18 protein-coding genes are annotated in these 17,746 nt (G+C 68.9%); 10 read left to right on the top strand and 8 right to left on the bottom strand.

All coding sequences use genetic code 11. The annotated features are described in order from the left end of the window. Positions 1-42: 42 nt before the first annotated feature. On the bottom strand, positions 43-366 hold the full coding sequence (locus HWX39_RS29275) for a DUF2917 domain-containing protein (protein WP_175971200.1): 324 nt from the start codon (positions 364-366) through the stop codon (positions 43-45). A gap of 212 nt (positions 367-578) precedes the next feature. Here HWX39_RS29275 and mdtD point away from each other — a divergent pair, with 212 nt between their 5' ends. Beyond that, the gene (gene mdtD, locus HWX39_RS29270; protein ID WP_175971199.1) at positions 579-2,015 is read left to right on the top strand and encodes a multidrug transporter subunit MdtD; all 1,437 of its coding nucleotides are present in this window, start codon (positions 579-581) and stop codon (positions 2,013-2,015) included. Positions 2,016-2,205: 190 nt separating this feature from the next. Next, a complete protein-coding gene (locus tag HWX39_RS29265; RefSeq protein WP_175971198.1) occupies positions 2,206-3,480 on the top strand; it encodes an EAL domain-containing protein in 1,275 nt (424 codons plus the stop codon). A 22-nt stretch (positions 3,481-3,502) separates the two neighbouring features. On the opposite strand, the gene HWX39_RS29260 is transcribed toward HWX39_RS29265, so the two are convergent. The 3 genes from HWX39_RS29260 to HWX39_RS29250 all read right to left on the bottom strand — a co-directional run bounded on the left by HWX39_RS29260 (position 3,503) and on the right by HWX39_RS29250 (position 5,763). Beyond that, entirely contained in the window at positions 3,503-4,105 is a 603-nt protein-coding gene (locus HWX39_RS29260) for a methyltransferase domain-containing protein (protein WP_175971197.1), read from the bottom strand. A 94-nt stretch (positions 4,106-4,199) separates the two neighbouring features. After that, entirely contained in the window at positions 4,200-5,246 is a 1,047-nt protein-coding gene (locus HWX39_RS29255; RefSeq protein ID WP_175971196.1) for a 2-dehydropantoate 2-reductase, read from the bottom strand. Continuing rightward, positions 5,239-5,763, bottom strand: coding sequence for an Mpo1-like protein (locus tag HWX39_RS29250; RefSeq protein WP_175971195.1), 525 nt, complete (start codon positions 5,761-5,763; stop codon positions 5,239-5,241). Before HWX39_RS29250 ends, HWX39_RS29255 begins: the two co-directional genes overlap by 8 nt. An 81-nt stretch (positions 5,764-5,844) precedes the next feature. On the opposite strand from HWX39_RS29250, the gene HWX39_RS29245 reads away from it, so the two are divergent. Together HWX39_RS29245 and chrA are read left to right on the top strand one after the other, a co-directional pair. After that, a complete protein-coding gene (locus tag HWX39_RS29245) occupies positions 5,845-6,552 on the top strand; it encodes a Crp/Fnr family transcriptional regulator (RefSeq protein ID WP_175971312.1) in 708 nt (235 codons plus the stop codon). Between the two features lie 86 nt (positions 6,553-6,638). After that, positions 6,639-7,850: a chromate efflux transporter gene (gene chrA / locus HWX39_RS29240; RefSeq protein WP_175971194.1), complete on the top strand. Its 1,212-nt coding sequence runs from the start codon at positions 6,639-6,641 to the stop codon at positions 7,848-7,850. Positions 7,851-7,954: 104 nt separating this feature from the next. Here the strand turns inward: chrA and sodB are convergent, their stop codons facing one another. Both sodB and xseA read right to left on the bottom strand, forming a co-directional pair. Further along, positions 7,955-8,533, bottom strand: a complete 579-nt coding sequence (gene sodB, locus HWX39_RS29235; RefSeq protein ID WP_011352986.1) for a superoxide dismutase [Fe] — start codon at positions 8,531-8,533, stop codon at positions 7,955-7,957. 219 nt (positions 8,534-8,752) lie between these two features. Next, entirely contained in the window at positions 8,753-10,135 is a 1,383-nt protein-coding gene (xseA, locus tag HWX39_RS29230; protein ID WP_175971193.1) for an exodeoxyribonuclease VII large subunit, read from the bottom strand. A 450-nt stretch (positions 10,136-10,585) separates the two neighbouring features. Between xseA and lpxK the strand changes: the two genes are divergently transcribed. The 5 genes from lpxK (at position 10,586) to HWX39_RS29205 (ending at position 14,611) form a co-directional block, all read left to right on the top strand. Next, positions 10,586-11,614, top strand: coding sequence for a tetraacyldisaccharide 4'-kinase (lpxK, locus tag HWX39_RS29225; protein WP_175971192.1), 1,029 nt, complete (start codon positions 10,586-10,588; stop codon positions 11,612-11,614). Beyond that, the gene (locus tag HWX39_RS29220) at positions 11,595-11,789 is read left to right on the top strand and encodes a Trm112 family protein (protein WP_010090898.1); all 195 of its coding nucleotides are present in this window, start codon (positions 11,595-11,597) and stop codon (positions 11,787-11,789) included. The genes lpxK and HWX39_RS29220 overlap by 20 nt, the downstream gene beginning before the upstream one ends. Before the next feature lie 111 nt (positions 11,790-11,900). Further along, positions 11,901-12,686 carry a 3-deoxy-manno-octulosonate cytidylyltransferase gene (kdsB, locus tag HWX39_RS29215; RefSeq protein ID WP_175971191.1) on the top strand — a complete coding sequence of 262 codons (786 nt, stop codon included), beginning with the start codon at positions 11,901-11,903 and terminating at the stop codon, positions 12,684-12,686. Positions 12,687-12,894: 208 nt separating this feature from the next. Further along, positions 12,895-13,557 carry an adenylate kinase gene (adk, locus tag HWX39_RS29210; RefSeq protein ID WP_175971190.1) on the top strand — a complete coding sequence of 221 codons (663 nt, stop codon included), beginning with the start codon at positions 12,895-12,897 and terminating at the stop codon, positions 13,555-13,557. 295 nt (positions 13,558-13,852) lie between these two features. Then, positions 13,853-14,611: an SDR family NAD(P)-dependent oxidoreductase gene (locus HWX39_RS29205; RefSeq protein ID WP_175971189.1), complete on the top strand. Its 759-nt coding sequence runs from the start codon at positions 13,853-13,855 to the stop codon at positions 14,609-14,611. Positions 14,612-14,678: 67 nt separating this feature from the next. Here HWX39_RS29205 and HWX39_RS29200 read toward each other — a convergent pair whose 3' ends face one another. Both HWX39_RS29200 and murJ read right to left on the bottom strand, forming a co-directional pair. Continuing rightward, positions 14,679-15,521 (bottom strand): SirB1 family protein, encoded by an 843-nt coding sequence (locus HWX39_RS29200; protein WP_175971188.1) that lies wholly within the window; start codon positions 15,519-15,521, stop codon positions 14,679-14,681. Between the two features lie 8 nt (positions 15,522-15,529). Continuing rightward, positions 15,530-17,080 (bottom strand): murein biosynthesis integral membrane protein MurJ, encoded by a 1,551-nt coding sequence (gene murJ, locus HWX39_RS29195; protein WP_244135122.1) that lies wholly within the window; start codon positions 17,078-17,080, stop codon positions 15,530-15,532. A 304-nt stretch (positions 17,081-17,384) separates the two neighbouring features. Here murJ and rpsT point away from each other — a divergent pair, with 304 nt between their 5' ends. Then, on the top strand, positions 17,385-17,657 hold the full coding sequence (gene rpsT / locus HWX39_RS29190; protein ID WP_006482211.1) for a 30S ribosomal protein S20: 273 nt from the start codon (positions 17,385-17,387) through the stop codon (positions 17,655-17,657). The last annotated feature ends 89 nt before the right edge of the window (positions 17,658-17,746 follow it).

Here is a 17,746-nt window from a genome sequence, read left to right as displayed (position 1 = left end):
CGAACAATGCATGGACGGAGCGCTGATCCAGCCCCGGGCGTGCTACGTCGGCAACGACGCGGGCACATGACGCCGGCCGTCGCGCCACGCGGCGAGCGGCCTCCACCAGGCCTGCGCGGCGCGCCTTGCCGACACCTCGAGCGGACCGAACGCGAACGTCGCACGTGGCGACCCCGCGCTGACCCATACACGCATGCCGGGCGCAAGCATCAGCGAATCCCCGGCGCCGAGCCAGTGATCGTCGGGCCGGCCCTCGATCGTCACCCAGACCTCGCCGTCGGCCACCTCCAGTGCGGTGCGATCGACGATCCGCCACCGACCGGCGGGCTCGTCGCCATCGATCACATAAAGTCGCAGTTCGCGCATGGCGGCCTCCTGGTCGCACGAGTTCGATGGCACCAGTATTTCGGACAGCGGCAGCACACGGACAGATACGGCTGCAGACACTTTTGGCTGAACTGTATTGGTCAATCGACGGGGACGGGCACCCGCCGGGCGGACTTCGCGCCGAACCTGCACGGCGCGATGGCTTTCCCTACAATGTCGGCTGTCCCGCGCCACCACCCCGCCCCGCCCCCATGTTCCAGCGTCCGCCTGCCGCCGCTCCCGGCGAAAAGAACCTCACCCTGATGCTCTGGCTCGTCGCAACGGGCTTCTTCATGCAGACGCTCGACTCGACGATCGTCAACACGGCGCTGCCGTCGATGGCCGCGAGCCTCGGCGAATCGCCGCTGCGCATGCAGTCGGTCGTGATCGCATACTCGCTGACGATGGCGGTGATGATCCCCGTGTCGGGCTGGCTCGCCGATACCTTCGGCACGCGGCGGGTGTTCTTCAGCGCGATCCTGGTGTTCTCGCTCGGCTCGCTGCTGTGCGCGAACGCGCATACGCTGACGCAGCTGGTCGCGTTCCGCGTCGTGCAGGGGGTCGGCGGCGCGATGCTGCTGCCGGTCGGGCGGCTCGCGGTGCTGCGCACCTTTCCGGCCGAACGCTACCTGTCCGCGCTGTCGTTCGTCGCAATTCCCGGCCTGATCGGCCCGCTGATCGGGCCGACGCTCGGCGGCTGGCTCGTGAAGATCGCGTCGTGGCACTGGATCTTCCTGATCAACGTGCCGGTCGGCGTCGCGGGCTGCATTGCGACCTTCTATTCGATGCCCGATTCGCGCAACCCGGCCGTCGGCCGCTTCGACCTGAAGGGCTATCTGCTGCTGACGATCGGCATGGTCGCGATCTCGCTGTCGCTCGACGGGCTCGCCGATCTCGGGATGCAGCACGCGGCCGTGCTCGTGCTGCTGATCCTGAGCCTCGCGTGCTTCGTCGCGTACGGGCTGTATGCGGTGCGCGCGCCGCAACCGATCTTCTCGCTCGAACTGTTCCGGATCCACACGTTCAGCGTCGGGCTGCTCGGCAACCTGTTCGCGCGGATCGGCAGCGGCGCGATGCCATACCTGATCCCGCTGCTGCTGCAGGTGAGCCTCGGCTACTCGGCGTTCGAGGCCGGGCTGATGATGCTGCCGGTGGCGGCGGCCGGGATGTTCTCGAAGCGGATCATCACGCGCCTGATCACGCGGCACGGCTACCGCAAGGTGCTGCTCGCGAACACGATCATGGTCGGCGTGATGATGGCGAGCTTCGCGCTGATGCGCGACACGGTGCCCGTCTGGGTGAAGGTCGTGCATCTCGCGCTGTTCGGCGGCTTCAACTCGATGCAGTTCACCGCGATGAACACGCTGACGCTGAAGGATCTCGGCACGGGCGGCGCGAGCAGCGGCAACAGCCTGTTCTCGCTCGTGCAGATGCTGTCGATGAGCCTCGGCGTCACGGTGGCGGGCGCGCTGCTCGCAACGTTCACGGGCATGCTGCGCACCGTCACGCCGAGCAACACGCTGCCGGCGTTCCATGCGACCTTCATCTGCGTCGGGATCATCACGGCTGCGTCCGCGTGGATCTTCGCGCAGCTCGCGCCCGAAATCCGCGGCGCCGCGCGCAAGACCGATCCGTCCGAGCGCGCGTGACGCGTGGCGCGCGCCGAACCGGGTCGGCGCGCACCATCACGGTGCAGTGCGGCCCCGCGGTGCGCATTTGAAACGCCTGCAATGCCCGGCGGCTCGTCCGCGACGCGCCACCGCACGGGGTACGATGCCGTGCACGCTTCTTGCTCGCCTATTCTCTAGGTAAACTGGCAGTCTTCCTTCGGCCGACATCATGAGCATGATCGAAATCGATCCCCCCGGCTTTCAGCCGCCCCGCCCCGTCGCAGGCGACGACGGGAACCGGCGCACCGTGCTGTACGGCGGCTACACCGTATTCAGCGTGTTCCAGCCCGTTTTCTCGGTGTCGCACCGCCGCGCGATCGGCTATCACGCGTCGCTGCGTGCGCACGACGAGGAAAGCCGCCAGGTGGCGTCGCACGAGGTGTTCACGCAGGCGGCGCGGCGCGGCGACCTGCTCGAGCTCGGCCGGCTCGCCGAATCGCTGCATCTAGGCAACTTCCACGCCTTCGACAGCCATGACGAATGGCTCTTCCTGAGCCTGCACCCGGCCGCCCTGATGGACACCGTCTACAGCGACGCGATGCTCGCGAACCTGAAGGCGCTCGGGCTGCCGCCGCATCGCGTGGTGCTCGAGGTGCCCGAGCAGGCGGGCGGCGAGACGCCGCGCTATGCGGCGATCGTCGACGGGCTGCGCAAGGCCGGCTTCCTGATCGCACTCGTCGGGTTTGGCGCGAAGCATTCGAACATCGATCGCGTGTGGCACCTGCACCCCGACATCGTCACGCTCGACCGCGGCATTCTCGCGCAGGCGAGCGAGCACTCACATCTCGAACGCGTGCTGCCGGGGCTCGTATCGCTGCTGCACGAATCCGGGCAGCTCGTGCTGATGGGCGGGCTCGCGACCGAGCGCGACGCGCTGATCGCGCTGGAGTGCGACGTCGATTTCGTGCAGGGCCAGTACTTCGCGGGGCCGAGCGTCGAACCGGTGCAGCCGCAGGCTGCCGCGGGCTGCATGGATACGCTGTCGGCCGCATTGCGGCTGCGCGTCGCGGAACGCGAGCGCACCCAGGCAGAACGGCTCGCGCCGTACGTCACGGCGCTCGAGGAAGCGAGCCGCAAGCTCGTCGCCGGAGAATCGCTGACCGACGCGGCTGCGGCCGTACTCGGGCTGCCCGAGACCGCGCGCTGCTTCCTGCTCGACGCATCGGGGCGCCAGATCGGCGACAACGTGCTCGCGCGCGGCAGCGTATCGCAGCGCGCCAAGCGCTTCCGGCCGCTGCTGCATTCCGAAGGGGCAAGCTGGGAACGCCGTCCGTACTTCATCGACGCGATGCGCGCACCGGGCCGCGTGCACCTGACGGCACCCTACCTGTCGATCAACGAGGCACACCTGTGCGTGACCGCTTCGATCGCCGCGCCGGCCGCGACCGGCATGCAGGTGCTCTGCGTCGACATCAATTGGGAAGCGGCACTCAACCGCGAATGAGCGGGGAGCCGCCGCGTCGCGCTCACGCGGCGACGGTCTTGCGCGCGATCAGCCGGTGCACGCGCTTGCCGGACGATGCGCTGACGACCTCGTGTTCGTCGATCACCTGCGTGCCGGCGCCGAGCGCCGCCCGCATCCGCGCCGAATCGAGCGCCGTGTAGAGGCGGCCGCGCTCGTCGCGCAACGTGCCGTTTCCGGCCACTCGCCAGCTCATGTACAACGTGCCGCCCGGCATCAGGAGTTCGGCCAGCCGCGCGGCGGCCGCCGCCGCGTCCGCCTGTTCGAGATGCATAACGACCGTTTCGCACAGCACGTTGCGAAACGCGCCGGACGGCACGCCGGCCAGCGCCGGCAACGTGGCCAGCTCGAAGGTGAGATCCGGATGGTGCCGCCGCGCCTCGTCGAGCAGCGCGGCGCTTGCGTCGTAGCCGCGCACGTCGAAGCCGCGTGACGCGAGCCAGGCCGTATCGCGCCCGGCTCCGCAACCGATGTCCGCGGTCAGCCCCGGCGAGAAATGCTGCTCCAGCAGCGCGTACATGTCGTCGGGCGCGGCCTGGTCGAGCCAGTCCTGCGCGTACTGCGCGGCATGGGCGTCGTAAGCATCGAGAGTCGGGCGATCCACCATGGTGACGGCTCCGCATAGGCGTCGAATGACGCACCCCGCATCTTAGCCGTTGCGCCCCGCGTGCGGCACCTCGCGCGACGGGTTGCGCAGCCCGCTACGCGGCCCGCACATCGCCCGCGCGCGGCGCCTGCGCGGTCAGATCGGCCCACAGCTCGGCGGCGCGCCAGGCCGGGCGCGCCGCTGCGCGTTCCGCGTCGTGCACGAGCGCGCACAGTCGAGCATTGACGGGCGCCTGCCCGCCAAACCGCGCGGCCAGCCGCACGACCTCGCCGTTGATCCACTCGACTTCCGTCGCCCGCCCCGCCGCGAGATCGTCGGACATCGACGAACGCGCGAGTGGATCGATCGCGAGCATCCGGCCACCGAGCACGCGAAACGCCGGATCGGGCAAGTCGAGCACGTCCGGGATCCACCCGGCCGGCAACGGCGTCAGCCGCGCGGGCCGGATCGCGGCCCGCGCCAGCCAGTGCAGGGCTTCGCGCTGCGCGAGCGCAACACTGCGCCGGTACGCGCGTTGCGCGAGTTCGTCGCGCAGCGGCAGGTTCGCGAGCGCGTTGACCGCGTTGTTCAGGTTGAGCAGCAGCTTCGCCCATTGGACGGCCGGCATGTCGCGATGCAGCACGAGCGGCAGTCCGGCGCGCGAGAACGCTCCAGCGAACGGCGTCAGCGCGGGGGACGCGTCGGCCGCCAGCGCACCGGCCGAGCCCTGGTGAAACGCACCCGGCTCGCGCTCGATCACGTTAAACGGCACCATGCCGGCGAGCACGGTGGCTTGCGGCAGCGATGCGCGCAGCACGTCGGCGTTGTGCAGGCCGTTCTGGAAGCTGATCACGACCGTGCCGGGCCGCAGCACGCCGGCAAGCTGCGCGGCGGCCTCACGCGTCGCCGCCGATTTCACCGCCACGAGCACGAGCCGCGCGGCCGCCGCGGCAGCCGGATCGGTCGCGAACGCGACATCGGCCGGCGCGAGCGTCGCGCGATAGCCGCGCTGGTCGGTCAGCGTCAGCCCGTGCCGATGAATCGCGTCGCCGATCCGTGCGCGGCCGACGAGCGTAACATTCGCGCCGGCCGCCGCGAGCCGTCCGCCGAGATAGCAGCCGACAGCGCCCGCGCCGAACACGCAGACCGGTGCGTCAGACATGCGAATGCGCACCGCAGTGCACGGGGCCGGCCCGCCGCTCGACTTCGCGGCGCACGTCGCCGCGCAACCCCGCGAAGAACGCGACCTCGGCGACCACGAACAGCGGCCCGACCATCAGGCCGACCAGATCGTCGACGAACGCGGGCTTGCGCCCTTCGAACCAGTGCCCGACGAACTGCACGATCCAGCCGACGACGAACGCGCCGATGCCGATCGCGAGCCATTGCGCGGTCGGCAGCACCGCAAGCGCCTGCGCGGCCCACAGGCCCAGCGCGAACAGCGCGGTCATCACGATCCCGAATCGCAGATCGAGGCGCAGGTAGAACACCGAGAACGCGACGGCCAGCAGCAGCGCCGGCGACAGCGCGATGCCGGCCAGCATCCCGAGCGCCGGCCGCGACAGCAGCACCTCGACCGCGAACACGATCATCGGGATCCCGACCAGGTGCGTCGCGATATTGCGCGCGTCGCGATGGTAGGCCGCATACTGGGCAAGATGGTCTTCGAGCGTCTTCATCGCGTCTCCTGGTCGGTTGTCGAGCGCTATGATGCGCGTCACGCCCGAGAACCTCTGTCAGCTACCCGACATCGCGTGTCCATGCCCTCTTCGCTCGCTCCATACCTGCCGCAGATCGAAGCGAACCCGTGGTTCGCCGCGCTGCCGCCCGCGTTGCGTGCGGACCTGCTCGCCCGCGCGGCGCTGCGCCGGCTGCCGGCCGGTCATGCGCTGTTCCGGCGCGGCGACCCGCCGTGCGGGCTGTACGCGGTACTGGCCGGTTCACTCACGATAGGTGCGGTCGACCCGCAGGGCAAGGAAGCGCTGCTGACTGTCGCCGAGCCCGTCACCTGGTTCGGCGAAATCGCGCTGTTCGACGGCCAGCCGCGCACGCACGACGCGATCGCACTCGACGATGCGCTGCTTCTGCACGTCCCGCAGGCCGCGCTGCTCGCGATCCTCGACGCGACGCCGCAATACTGGCGACAGTTCGCGCTGCTGATGGCGCAGAAGCTGCGCCTGAGCTTCCTGACCGTCGAATCGATGAGCGTGATGCCGGCCGCGCAGCGGCTCGCGGCCCGCCTGTTGATGATCGCCGACGGCTACGGCGGGATCAGCGCCGGCCGCACCCGTATCCGGCTGTCGCAGGAAAAGCTCGCGGCGATGCTGTCGCTGACGCGGCAGACCATCAACCAGTTGCTGAAGGCGCTGCAGGCCGACGGCGTCGTGCGGCTGCACGTCGGCGAGATCGAGCTCGTCGACGTCGATGCGCTGCGGCGGGCGAGCGGGTTGCCCGACGGCATGCTCTGAGCCCCGGCACAGCTGTCGCGCAGCCTCCCCGCCGTCACCGCGTTGCGCTATCGTGGCGGCTCGTCCGTTCACCCGCTAGCACCGCCTTGAGCACGTCGACCGCCTCCGCTCCCTCCCGCCATCCCTGGCCGGTGTTCGTCGCATTTCTGCGGCTTGGCCTCACATCGTTCGGCGGCCCGGTCGCGCATCTCGGCTACTTTCGCGCCGAATTCGTCACGCGGCGCGGCTGGCTCACCGAGCGCACGTACGCGGATCTCGTCGGGTTGTGCCAGTTCCTGCCGGGGCCGGCGAGCAGCCAGGTCGGGATGGCGATCGGCCTCGCGCGCGCCGGCTACGCGGGCATGTTCGCCGCGTGGCTCGGCTTCACGCTGCCGTCGGCGCTGTTGATGATGCTGTTCGCGCTCGGCGTTCACGCGACCGGCGCGCCAATCGAAGCCGGCGCGCTGCACGGGTTGCGCATCGTGTCGGTCGCGGTGATCGCACAAGCCGTCTGGGGCATGGCGCGCACGCTGTGCCCGGATGGGCGGCGCGTCACGCTGATGGCCGCGGCCGCATGCGTCGCACTGCTCGCACCGGCCGCATGGACGCAGGTCGCGGTGATCGTCGCGGCCGGTGCCGCCGGTCTCGTGCTGCTGCCGCAACCGGCACGTGACGCCCACGAGCCGTTGCCGCTGCACGTATCGCACCTCGCGGGCGTGCTGTGGCTCGCGCTGTTCGCGGTGCTGCTCGTCGTGCTGCCGTTCGCGGCCCGCGTGCTACGTTCCGATACGCTTGCCGTCGTCGATGCGTTCTTCCGCACGGGCGCGCTCGTGTTCGGCGGCGGGCACGTGGTGCTGCCGCTGCTGCAGGCGGCCGTGGTCGCGCCCGGCTGGGTCGGCGATTCGACGTTCCTCGCCGGCTACGGGCTCGCGCAGGCCGTGCCGGGCCCGCTGTTCACGTTCTCGGCATTCCTCGGCGCTTCGCTGCGCGATGCACCGAACGGCTGGCTCGGCGGCACCATCGCGCTCGCCTCGATCTTCGCGCCGTCGTTCCTGCTCGTTGCCGGCACCGCGCCGTTCTGGGAACGACTGCGCCGCAGCACGCGGATGCAGGCCGCGCTCGCAGGCGTGAATGCGGCCGTCGTCGGACTGCTGCTCGCCGCGCTCTATCACCCGGTCTGGACCGACACGATCGTGGCGCCGCGCGATCTGGCCGCCGCGCTCGTCGCGTTCGTCGCGCTGGTGTTCTGGCGCGTGCCGCCGTGGGCCGTCGTGATCGCGAGCGCAGCGCTCGGCTGGGCGCTCGGCGTGGTCGCCTGATCCGGCGCGCTACGCACGACCCTGCCGGACAAAAACAAAAAGCCCTCGTTTCGAGGGCTTTTGCGCGGATGCCGCGCGCCGTAGCGGCGCGCAGGCGCCGGACCTTACGCGAAGTTCTTCGCTGCGAAGTCCCAGTTCACGATGTTCCAGAACGCTTCGACGAACTTCGGACGTGCGTTGCGGTAGTCGATGTAGTACGCGTGTTCCCACACGTCGATCGTCAGCAGTGCCTTGTCGGCGGTCGTCAGCGGCGTTGCCGCGTTGCTCGTCGACACGATGTCGAGCGAACCGTCAGCCTTCTTCACGAGCCATGCCCAGCCCGAACCGAACGTGCCGACTGCGGCCTTCGTGAACGCTTCCTTGAATGCGTCGTACGAACCCCACTTCGCGTTGATCGCGTCGCCCAGCGCGCCCGTCGGTGCGCCGCCGCCGTTCGGCGACAGGCTGTTCCAGAAGAACGTGTGGTTCCAGATTTGCGCGGCGTTGTTGAAGATGCCGCCCGACGACTTCTTCACGATCTCTTCCAGCGACAGGTTTTCGAATTCCGTGCCCGGGATCAGATTGTTCAGGTTCGTCACATAAGCCTGATGGTGCTTGCCGTAGTGGTACTGGATCGTCTCGAGCGAGATGGTCGGCGCGAGTGCGTCTTCAGCGTACGGGAGCGGCGGGAGCGTATGAGCCATGGCGATTCCTTCGTTGAGTATGTAGGGAGGCTGTGTTGAATGCTGCCGAGCGTCCGATTGTAGGCGAGGACGAATAACCCCGCAAACTCACGGGCCATTTATCCGCGGTATGCGGAAAAGCGATGTTGGCGCAACGTCCGGCAGCACGACATGGCGTTGCGCAACCACCGTTCCCGCGCGATTTGCCCCGTCGCGCGCGCTGCGCTCGCGCAGGTTACGTCAGATCGTGTCGGTCAGACGCGGCTGCACGTCGGCGAGCGACACGTCGGCCGACCCTTCCGCGAGATGCACGGTCAGGCGGCGCTGCGGCTTCAGCGCGTTCGGCGCGCGCACCGCGCGGCCCGTCTGTGCATCGATCAGCGCCGCATAGCCGCGTTCGAGCGTGCGCTGCGGGCTCAGCACTTCGAGCCTTGCCGCACAGGCTGACACGCGAGCCGTGTCGCGTTCGTGACGGCGCTGCAAGGCCAGCGCAAGACGCTGCGACAGCCCCGCGAGCACCTGGCGCGCCTGCGACGGATCGGGTCGTGCACGCTGCCAGCGCAGCTGTGCGAGCGCGAACCGCGCGCGCGCGTCGCGCACCGGCCGCGACGCCGCCGACGCCAGCCGCACCGCGAGCTGCTCGACGTGCGTGCGCTGCCGCTGCAGCCGCTCGGCCGGGCTCACCAGCCGACGCGCGAGCCAGTCGAGCTGCTGCGCGCGCTGTTCGAGCCGGCGCTCCATGCCGCGCGCGAGCGCACGCTGGCGCTCGCCGACCTCGCGCAGCAGCAGCGCGCGCTGCGGGCTGGCGAGCTCGGCCGCGCCGGTCGGTGTCGGCGCACGCACGTCGGCCGCGAAGTCCGCGATCGTGAAATCGGTTTCGTGCCCGACGCCGCTGACGACCGGTAGTTCGCTCGCCGCGATCGCGCGCGCCAGCGCCTCGTCGTTGAACGACCACAGATCCTCGATCGAGCCGCCGCCGCGACAGACCAGCAGCACGTCGACCTCGCGGCGCGCATTCGCGGTCTCGACGGCCGCGACGAGCTTTTCGGCGGAACCGGCGCCCTGCACGGGCGCCGGATAGACGATCACCGGAATGTGCGGCGCGCGGCGGGCGAGCGTGGTCAGCACGTCGCGCAGCGCGGCCGCCTGCAGCGACGTGACGATGCCGATCGCGCGCGGATGGGCCGGCAGCGGCCGCTTGCGCTCGGGCGCGAACAGGCCCTCGCTCTCGAGCTGCGCCTTCAGCCGCAGGAACGCCTCGTACAGTCGCCCCTGCCCGGTGCGCCGCACGGCCTCGACGTTGAGCTGCACTTCGCCGCGCGGCTCGTACATCGTGACGACCGCGCGCACCTCGATCCGGTCGCCTTCGCGCGGCGTGAACTCCGCATATTGCGCGCGTCCGCGGAACATCACGCAGCGCATCTGTGCCTGCTGGTCCTTGATCGAGAAATACCAGTGCCCGCTCGCGGCACGCGTGAAGTTCGACACTTCGCCCGAAATCCACAGCAGCGGAAACGAGCGCTCGAGCATCGTCGAAATCGCACGATTGAGCGCAGAAACGGGAATCACTTCGTCGCCGCCGCGGGTCGCGCCCGGTGCGGCAAATGGAGAGTCGGAAGGCATGGACGGTCGGATGAGTGCTGGCGGCGACACGATAGTCCGACACGCGCGCGACGTCCAGCGCCGGACGCTTGCGCCGTGACGTTCGGAAGGTGTCCACACTTTGACAATCATCGGCCTAAAACGCGCGAAAACCGTTGAAAAATCCAGACGATTCGTCGCAACACATTGATTTTTATACATTTTTAAATCTTTCGGAATGATTCTCATCCGATTCGAGGCCCGCCCGGCGGGCGTTTGACGCCATCAAGCGGGGAGTTCTTCACAGAGTTATCCACAAGCCGCCGCGATCCGGCCCCGCAGGCTGCGGCGGGCGGTCGCGCTTGCCGCGCCCGCCTGCCGCGCGCTAGAGTGCCGCCTTCCGCAGACCCCGCGGCATGCGCCGCCCAACGGAGAATCCGCCTTGACGAATCCGTCCCACGCCGCGGCGCACCCCATGCCGCGCCCGGCCCGATGAGCGCGCCCGACGGCCCGCTCGCCCGGCTCGAAGCCCGCCTGACGCGCGAATGGCAGCGCCGCGGCGCGCTCGCATGGGCGCTCACGCCGTTCGCGTGCGTGTTCGGCCTGTGCGCGGCGCTGCGGCGCACCGTCTACGCACAGGGCTGGAAGCAGCCGGTCGATGTCGGCGTGCCTGTCGTCGTGGTCGGCAACGTGACCGTCGGCGGCACCGGCAAGACGCCGACCGTGATCGCACTCGTCGACGCGTTGCGGGCGGCCGGCTTCACGCCCGGCATCGTGTCGCGCGGCTACGGCGCGAACGTGAAGGCGCCGACCGCCGTCACGCCCGCGTCGCGCGCCAGCGCGGGCGGCGACGAACCGCTCCTGATCGCACGCCGCACGGGCGCGCCCGTCTGGGTCTGCCCCGATCGCGTCGCGGCCGCGCAGGCGCTGCGCGCCGCGCATCCCGACGTCGACGTGATCGTCAGCGACGACGGCCTGCAGCACTACCGCCTCGCGCGCACGGTCGAGCTCGTCGTGTTCGACCACCGGCTCGGCGGCAACGGCTTCCTGCTGCCGGCCGGGCCGTTGCGCGAGCCGCTGTCGCGGCACCGCGACGCCACGCTCGTCAACGATCCGTACAGCGGCGCGCTGCCGCCGTGGCCCGACACCTATTCGCTCGCGCTCACGCCGGGCGCCGCGTGGCACCTCGACCAGCCCGCGCTGCGCCGCCCGCTGTCGCAATTCGCGCACGAGCGCGTGCTCGCCGCGGCCGGCATCGGCGCGCCGGAACGCTTCTTCGCGACGCTGCGCGCGGCCGGCCTCGCGCCCGCGACGCGCGCGCTGCCCGACCACTACGCGTTCGTCGACAATCCATTCGTCGACGATGCCGTCGATGCGATCCTGATCACCGAGAAGGATGCAGTAAAATTGGGTGCTTCCTGGCGCGACGCCCGACTGTGGGTTGTCCCTGTCGAAGCCGCGCTCGACCCTCGCCTCATTGCCCTCGTTGTGGAGAAACTCCGTGGACGCTCGCCTGCTTGAAATTCTTGTGTGCCCTATCTGCAAAGGCCCGCTCCACTATGACCGTGCCGCGCAGGAGCTGATCTGCAACGCGGACAAGCTCGCGTACCCGATCCGCGACGGCATCCCCGTGATGCTGGTTGACGAGGCGCGCCAGACCGTCGAAGGCACGCCGGTCGACCCGGCCGGCCGCTAAGCCGCCCGACCCGGCCCTCGCCGCGGCCCGCCCGCAGCGAGGGCGCCGAACCCAGCCGGGTGACGCGCAGCAGACGCGCCGCCCGCTCCGCTCTTCTCACCGCCCTCCCCGATGACTCAACCCTTCATCGCCGTCATTCCCGCCCGGCTCGCGTCGACGCGACTCCCGAACAAGCCGCTCGCCGATCTCGGCGGCAAGCCGATGGTCGTGCGCGTCGCCGAGCGAGCGCGCGAAGCAGGCGCGCAGCAGGTGCTGGTCGCGTCCGACGCACGGAGCGTGCTCGATGCGGCACGCGATCACGGCTTCGAAGCGGTGCTGACGCGTGCCGACCATCCGTCCGGCACCGACCGGCTCGCGGAAGTCGCGGCAACCTTCGGGTGGAGCGACGACACCGTCGTCGTCAACGTGCAGGGCGACGAGCCGCTGATCGACCCCGTACTCGTGCGCGACGTAGCGTCGCACCTTGCCGCCCATCCGGCCTGCGCGATTGCGACGGCCGCCCACCCGATCCACGACACGGCCGAAGTATTCAACCCGAACGTCGTGAAGGTCGCGCTCGATGCGCAGAGCGTCGCGCTGTACTTCTCGCGCGCGCCGATTCCGTGGAGCCGGGACGCGTACCAGCCGCACTGGCCCGACGTCGCGGCCATGCCTGCGCCTGCTTTCCCGGTCTTCCGGCACATCGGCCTCTATGCGTATCGTGCGCGTTTCCTGCGCACGTATCCGACGCTCGCGCAGGCGCCGATCGAACAGGCCGAGCAGCTCGAACAGCTGCGCGCGCTCTGGCACGGCGAGCGCATCGCCGTGCTGATCACCGAGTCCGCGCCCGAAGCCGGGATCGACACGCCGGCCGATCTCGCACGCGTGCAGGCCCTTTTTCAGCCGTCATCAAAATAACCCGTGGCATAATCAGGCGATTGTGCGAGCCGTCCGCGACCAGCGCGTCCTCGCTTGACCCCGCCCGCGGCCTTGCCGGCAGCCGCGCGTCGCCGAAGCCGACGCGCCGCATCAGACCGGTCCGTCGCGCGCCAGGCAAGCCCCGCGCTCGCAGTCGCCGACGCCTTTGCGTCTCGCCACACGAATCTACATACTTGGAGATATCACCATGCGTTTGATCCTGTTGGGCGCGCCCGGCGCGGGAAAGGGCACCCAGGCAAACTTCATCAAGGAAAAGTTCGGCATCCCGCAAATCTCGACGGGCGACATGCTGCGTGCGGCCGTGAAGGCCGGCACGCCGCTCGGCGTCGAGGCGAAGGGCTACATGGACGCCGGCAAGCTCGTGCCGGACGCGCTGATCATCGGCCTCGTCAAGGAGCGCCTGAAGGAATCCGACTGCGCGAACGGCTATCTGTTCGACGGCTTCCCGCGCACGATCGCGCAGGCCGATGCAATGAAGGACGCCGGCGTCGCGATCGACTACGTGCTCGAGATCGACGTTCCGTTCTCGGAAATCATCGAGCGCATGAGCGGGCGCCGCACGCACCCGGCATCGGGCCGCACGTACCACGTCAAGTTCAACCCGCCGAAGGTCGAAGGCCACGACGACGTGACGGGCGAGCCGCTGATCCAGCGCGACGACGACAAGGAAGAAACCGTCAAGAAGCGTCTCGAAGTGTACGAAGCGCAAACCAAGCCGCTGATCACGTACTACGGCGACTGGGCGCAGCGCGGCGAGGAAAACGGCCTGAAGGCTCCGCAGTATCGCAAGATCTCGGGCCTCGGCAGTGTCGAGGAAATCCGCGAGCGCGCGTTTGACGCATTGAAGTAAGCAGCGCGTCGCGCACCCGCAAAGCCGCCCTTTCCGGGCGGTTTTTTTTGCCCGGGCGGGATTCGCACGGCCGTTCCGGTCTCGCCGCCGCGCGAGGGCGCCCCGTACAATCGGTCGGGTGCGAGTGCCCCTGTTACCGGGGCGCAGGCATTTCAACCGATCGCGCGACATCGAACCCGGCATCCGCTTGACGCGGCACCGCCACAGGCGCCGGAGCATCAACGGCGGCCGACCACCTTGCATGGGTCCGCCCCGGGCGCGAATGCGCCAAGGGCGCTCAACAAAGGAGACAGTCATGGACATTCGCGGCAACGTGTTTCTGATCACGGGCGGTGCATCGGGCCTCGGCGCCGGCACGGCGCGGATGCTCGCGCAGGCAGGCGGCACCGTCGTGCTCGCCGACCTGAACGACGCGGCGGGCACGGCGCTCGCGACCGAGCTGGGCGGCATCTTCGTGCACTGCGACGTATCGAGCGAGGCCGACGCGCAGGCGGCCGTCGGCGCCGCGCAGCGCGCCGGCACGCTGCGCGGCCTCGTGAACTGCGCGGGCATCGCGCCCGCCGCGAAGACCGTCGGCAAGGACGGCGCGCATCCGCTCGACGTGTTCGCGAAGACGATCAACGTGAACCTCGTCGGCACGTTCAACATGATCCGGCTCGCGGCCGCCGCGATGGCCGCCACCGCGCCGACCGCGGACGGCGAGCGCGGCGTGATCGTCAGCACCGCGTCGGTTGCCGCATTCGACGGACAGATCGGCCAGGCCGCTTACGCGGCGTCGAAAGCCGGCGTCGCGGGCATGACGCTGCCGATCGCACGCGACCTGGCGCGCCACGGCATCCGCGTGATGACGATCGCGCCCGGCCTGTTCGAGACGCCGATGCTGCTTGGCATGCCGCAGGAGGTCCAGGACGCGCTCGGCGCGATGGTGCCGTTCCCGCCCCGGCTCGGCAAACCGGCCGAGTACGCGCTGCTGGTGCGCCAGATCGTCGAGAATCCGATGCTCAACGGCGAGGTGATCCGCCTCGACGGCGCGATCCGGATGCAGCCGAAATAAGCACGAAAAACGCCCGCGCCGCGGGCGTTCTTTCATTCATTCAGGATTCCCGCAGCGCGGTACTGGCTCAATCGTCGCCGTCGCGCTGCATCCGCTGCCGCAATTCGGTTACCTGCGACTCGACGACGGTGGCGTCGTCCGCGTCCGGCCGCTCGCCGAGATACTGTTCGAGATCCTCGAGCGCGGGGCGCAGGTAATCGAGCCGTGCATACGCGAAGCCGCGGTCGCGGACCTCGTCGAGGTGCTCGGGCAGCAGGATCACGAGCCGCTGCTGCACCGCGAGCAGCCGCTGCCAGCGTTCCGTCTGAAGATAGATCGTCTTCAGGTTGCGCAGCATCCGCGCGATGACCTCGCGGCTCGTCGCCGGCTGCAGCAGCGCGCGCAACGCGCTGTCGACCGCACCGGCCGCACGCGCGACGTACGGCTCGAGCATCTCGACCATCTCGGCTTCGGACAGCGAATGGCCGTTGGCCGGATCGATGATCAGGTCACCGTCCGGCAGCGTGACGCGCAGCAGGAAATGGCCGGGGAACGACACGCCGCGCGCCGGCACGCCGATCTGCTCGGCGAGTTCCAGGTACAGCACCGACAGCGAGATCGGGATCCCGCGCCGCCGCTTCAGCACCGCGTTCAGGTGGCTGTTGTCGGGGTCGTAGTAGTCGTTGTGATTGCACGCGAAGCCGAGTTCGCGGAAGAAGAAATCGTTCAGTGCGGCGACGCGGCCCTTCAGGTCCGCATCGTCCGTGAGCCGCCGGCGCAGCCGCGCGGCCAGCATGTCGAGTTCGGCCAGCGTGCCCTGCAGGTCGAGGTCGGGATACGCGTCCTGCGCCAGCGACAGCGCCGCTTCCGTGACAGGCAGGCTGTCGTCGTCTGCCACGAGCGTGCTGAAGTAGTCGAGGACGCGGGTCATTGCGGTCGTCACTTGGCGCGCCTTCTGAAATAAGCGTATTTGAAGCCCATCACCCACAACATACCGAAATATAGTGCAGCGAACAGCACGAGGCACGCGGCCATCAATGCAATGCGATCGAGCGGCTGCGCACGCATCCCGGTCCAGTCGAAGCTGACCGACAGCCAGTGCATCAGGCCCGCGAGCACCAGCGCCGCGCCGATCAGCTGCACGAAGAAGCGCAGCCAGCCCGGCGACGGCTGGTAGATGCCGCGCTTGCGCAGACCGAGGAACAGCAGCAGCGAGTTCAGGCACGCGCCGACGCCGATGCTCAGCGTCAGGCCCGCGTGGCCGATCAGCGGCACGAACACGTAGTTCGAGATCTGCGTGACGATCAGCACGCCGATCGCGATCTTCACGGGCGTCTTGATGTCCTGCTTCGCATAGAAGCCCGGCGCGAGGATCTTGATCAGGATGATGCCGACCAGGCCGATCCCGTAGGTCGCGAGCGCGCGCGCGACCATCGTGACGGTATGCGCGTCGAACTTGCCGTAGTTGAAGAGCGTCGCGGTGAGCGGCGTCGCGAAGAAGAACAGCGCGAGCGCACTCGGTGCCGCGAGCAGGAACGTGACGCGCAGGCCCCAGTCGAGCAGCGCCGAATACTCGTGCGAATCGGCATCGACGTGCGCCTTCGACAGGCTCGGCAGCAGGATCGTGCCGAGCGCGACGCCGAGCAGCGCCGTCGGGAACTCCATCAGGCGGTCGGCGTAGTTGATCCAGGACACGGCGCCCTGCCCGAGCCGCGACGCGATGTTGGTGTTGATGATCAGCGACAGTTGCGCGACCGACACGGCGAACGTCGCGGGCACCATCTTCGCGAGCACGCGCTTCACGCCCGGGTGGCGCAGCGCACGCAGCGGGTTGACGCCGATCAGCGGCACCATGTCGATCTTCTTCAGGCCCGGCAACTGCACAAGGAACTGCAGCACGCCGCCGACGATGACCGCCCACGCGAGCGCGAACACCGGCACTTTCAGGTGCGGCGCGACGAACACGGCCGCGGCGATGAACGCGACGTTGAGCAGCACCGGCGCGAACGCGGGCAGCGAGAAGCTCTTGTACGTGTTCAGCACGCCTGAGGCGAGCGTCGTCAGCGAGATGAACACGATGTACGGGAACATGATCCGCGTCATCGTGACCGCGAGCGGGAACGCCTGCCCGTCGGTGTGCAGGCCCGACGCGACCGCGAACACGACCCACGACGCGCCGGCGATCCCCGCGACCGACAGCACGGCAAGCGCCCACGCCAGCACGGTCGACATCGCGTCGACGAGCGCTTTCGTCGCGTCGTGCCCCTGCTGGTTCTTGAACTCGGCGAGGATCGGCACGAACGCCTGCGAGAACGCGCCTTCGGCAGACAGGCGGCGCAGCAGGTTCGGGATACGGAAGGCGACGTAGAACGCGTCGGTGTATTGACTGGCGCCGAACGCACGGGCGATCAGCGTCTCGCGGGCCAGTCCGGTCACGCGCGACAGCAGCGTGAAGCCGCTGACCGTCAGCAGGGCTCGGAATAGATTCATGGGGCGCTTATTATACGGACGTTGCGTGGCCCGGCCAGCGGCCGATGCCGAAAAGCGCGCATGCCCCCAGCGCCCCGCTCGGCGGATGTCACGTTGAACTTGCCACTCGCTTAATTTTGTTGCTATAATCGCCGGTTTCTGGGCTCGTACATGCACGGCAACTGCCGTTTTCATGTCCCGGCCTCGGTTAAAATCACCGTTTTTTTATGCGCCCCTGGGCAATCGTTCTCAGGGGACGGATCGAAAAGCAGCGCTTGGCCGTCAGGCTCCAAGCTCTGGAAACAGGACAGGATAAGGAACCGTCATGGCTAACTCCGCACAAGCACGCAAGCGCGCCCGCCAGGCCGCGAAGGCAAACTCGCACAACTCGGCGCTGCGCTCGAAATTCCGTACCGCGATCAAGTCGGTTCGCAAGGCTGTTGAAGCCGGCGACCAGGCAAAGGCTGCCGAGCTGTTCAAGGCTGCCGTGAAGACGATCGACACGATCGCCGACAAGAAGATCGTTCACAAGAACAAGGCCGCTCGCAGCAAGAGCCGCCTCGCCGCAGCCGTCAAGGGTCTGCAGGCAGCAGCGTAAATCCGGTGCGCCCGCTCACGCGGGCGTTCCTGTTTCCTGCGATCGCAAAAAAGCCCGCCTAGGCGGGCTTTTTTGTTGCCTGTCGCCGG

It is taken from the genome of Burkholderia sp. BCC0322 (assembly GCF_902833045.1).
Taxonomy (GTDB): Bacteria; Pseudomonadota; Gammaproteobacteria; order Burkholderiales; family Burkholderiaceae; genus Burkholderia.
The sequence above is the reverse complement of the archived record's forward strand: the minus strand, read 5'-3'. Positions and strand labels throughout refer to the sequence as shown.

Bases quoted from the DNA above. Each gene is read 5' to 3' on its own strand.
- adk (WP_175971190.1), top strand. From the start codon at position 12,895: ATGCGTTTGATCCTGTTGGGCGCGCCCGGCGCGGGAAAGGGCACCCAG.
- HWX39_RS29205 (WP_175971189.1), top strand. From the start codon at position 13,853: ATGGACATTCGCGGCAACGTGTTTCTGATCACGGGCGGTGCATCGGGC.
- HWX39_RS29265 (WP_175971198.1), top strand. From the start codon at position 2,206: ATGAGCATGATCGAAATCGATCCCCCCGGCTTTCAGCCGCCCCGCCCC.
- HWX39_RS29275 (WP_175971200.1), bottom strand. From the start codon at position 366: ATGCGCGAACTGCGACTTTATGTGATCGATGGCGACGAGCCCGCCGGT.
- murJ (WP_244135122.1), bottom strand. From the start codon at position 17,080: ATGAATCTATTCCGAGCCCTGCTGACGGTCAGCGGCTTCACGCTGCTG.
- HWX39_RS29200 (WP_175971188.1), bottom strand. From the start codon at position 15,521: ATGACCCGCGTCCTCGACTACTTCAGCACGCTCGTGGCAGACGACGAC.
- sodB (WP_011352986.1), bottom strand. From the start codon at position 8,533: ATGGCTCATACGCTCCCGCCGCTCCCGTACGCTGAAGACGCACTCGCG.
- HWX39_RS29250 (WP_175971195.1), bottom strand. From the start codon at position 5,763: ATGAAGACGCTCGAAGACCATCTTGCCCAGTATGCGGCCTACCATCGC.
- xseA (WP_175971193.1), bottom strand. From the start codon at position 10,135: ATGCCTTCCGACTCTCCATTTGCCGCACCGGGCGCGACCCGCGGCGGC.
- lpxK (WP_175971192.1), top strand. From the start codon at position 10,586: ATGAGCGCGCCCGACGGCCCGCTCGCCCGGCTCGAAGCCCGCCTGACG.
- HWX39_RS29245 (WP_175971312.1), top strand. From the start codon at position 5,845: ATGCCCTCTTCGCTCGCTCCATACCTGCCGCAGATCGAAGCGAACCCG.
- HWX39_RS29255 (WP_175971196.1), bottom strand. From the start codon at position 5,246: ATGTCTGACGCACCGGTCTGCGTGTTCGGCGCGGGCGCTGTCGGCTGC.
- kdsB (WP_175971191.1), top strand. From the start codon at position 11,901: ATGACTCAACCCTTCATCGCCGTCATTCCCGCCCGGCTCGCGTCGACG.
- mdtD (WP_175971199.1), top strand. From the start codon at position 579: ATGTTCCAGCGTCCGCCTGCCGCCGCTCCCGGCGAAAAGAACCTCACC.
- rpsT (WP_006482211.1), top strand. From the start codon at position 17,385: ATGGCTAACTCCGCACAAGCACGCAAGCGCGCCCGCCAGGCCGCGAAG.
- HWX39_RS29260 (WP_175971197.1), bottom strand. From the start codon at position 4,105: ATGGTGGATCGCCCGACTCTCGATGCTTACGACGCCCATGCCGCGCAG.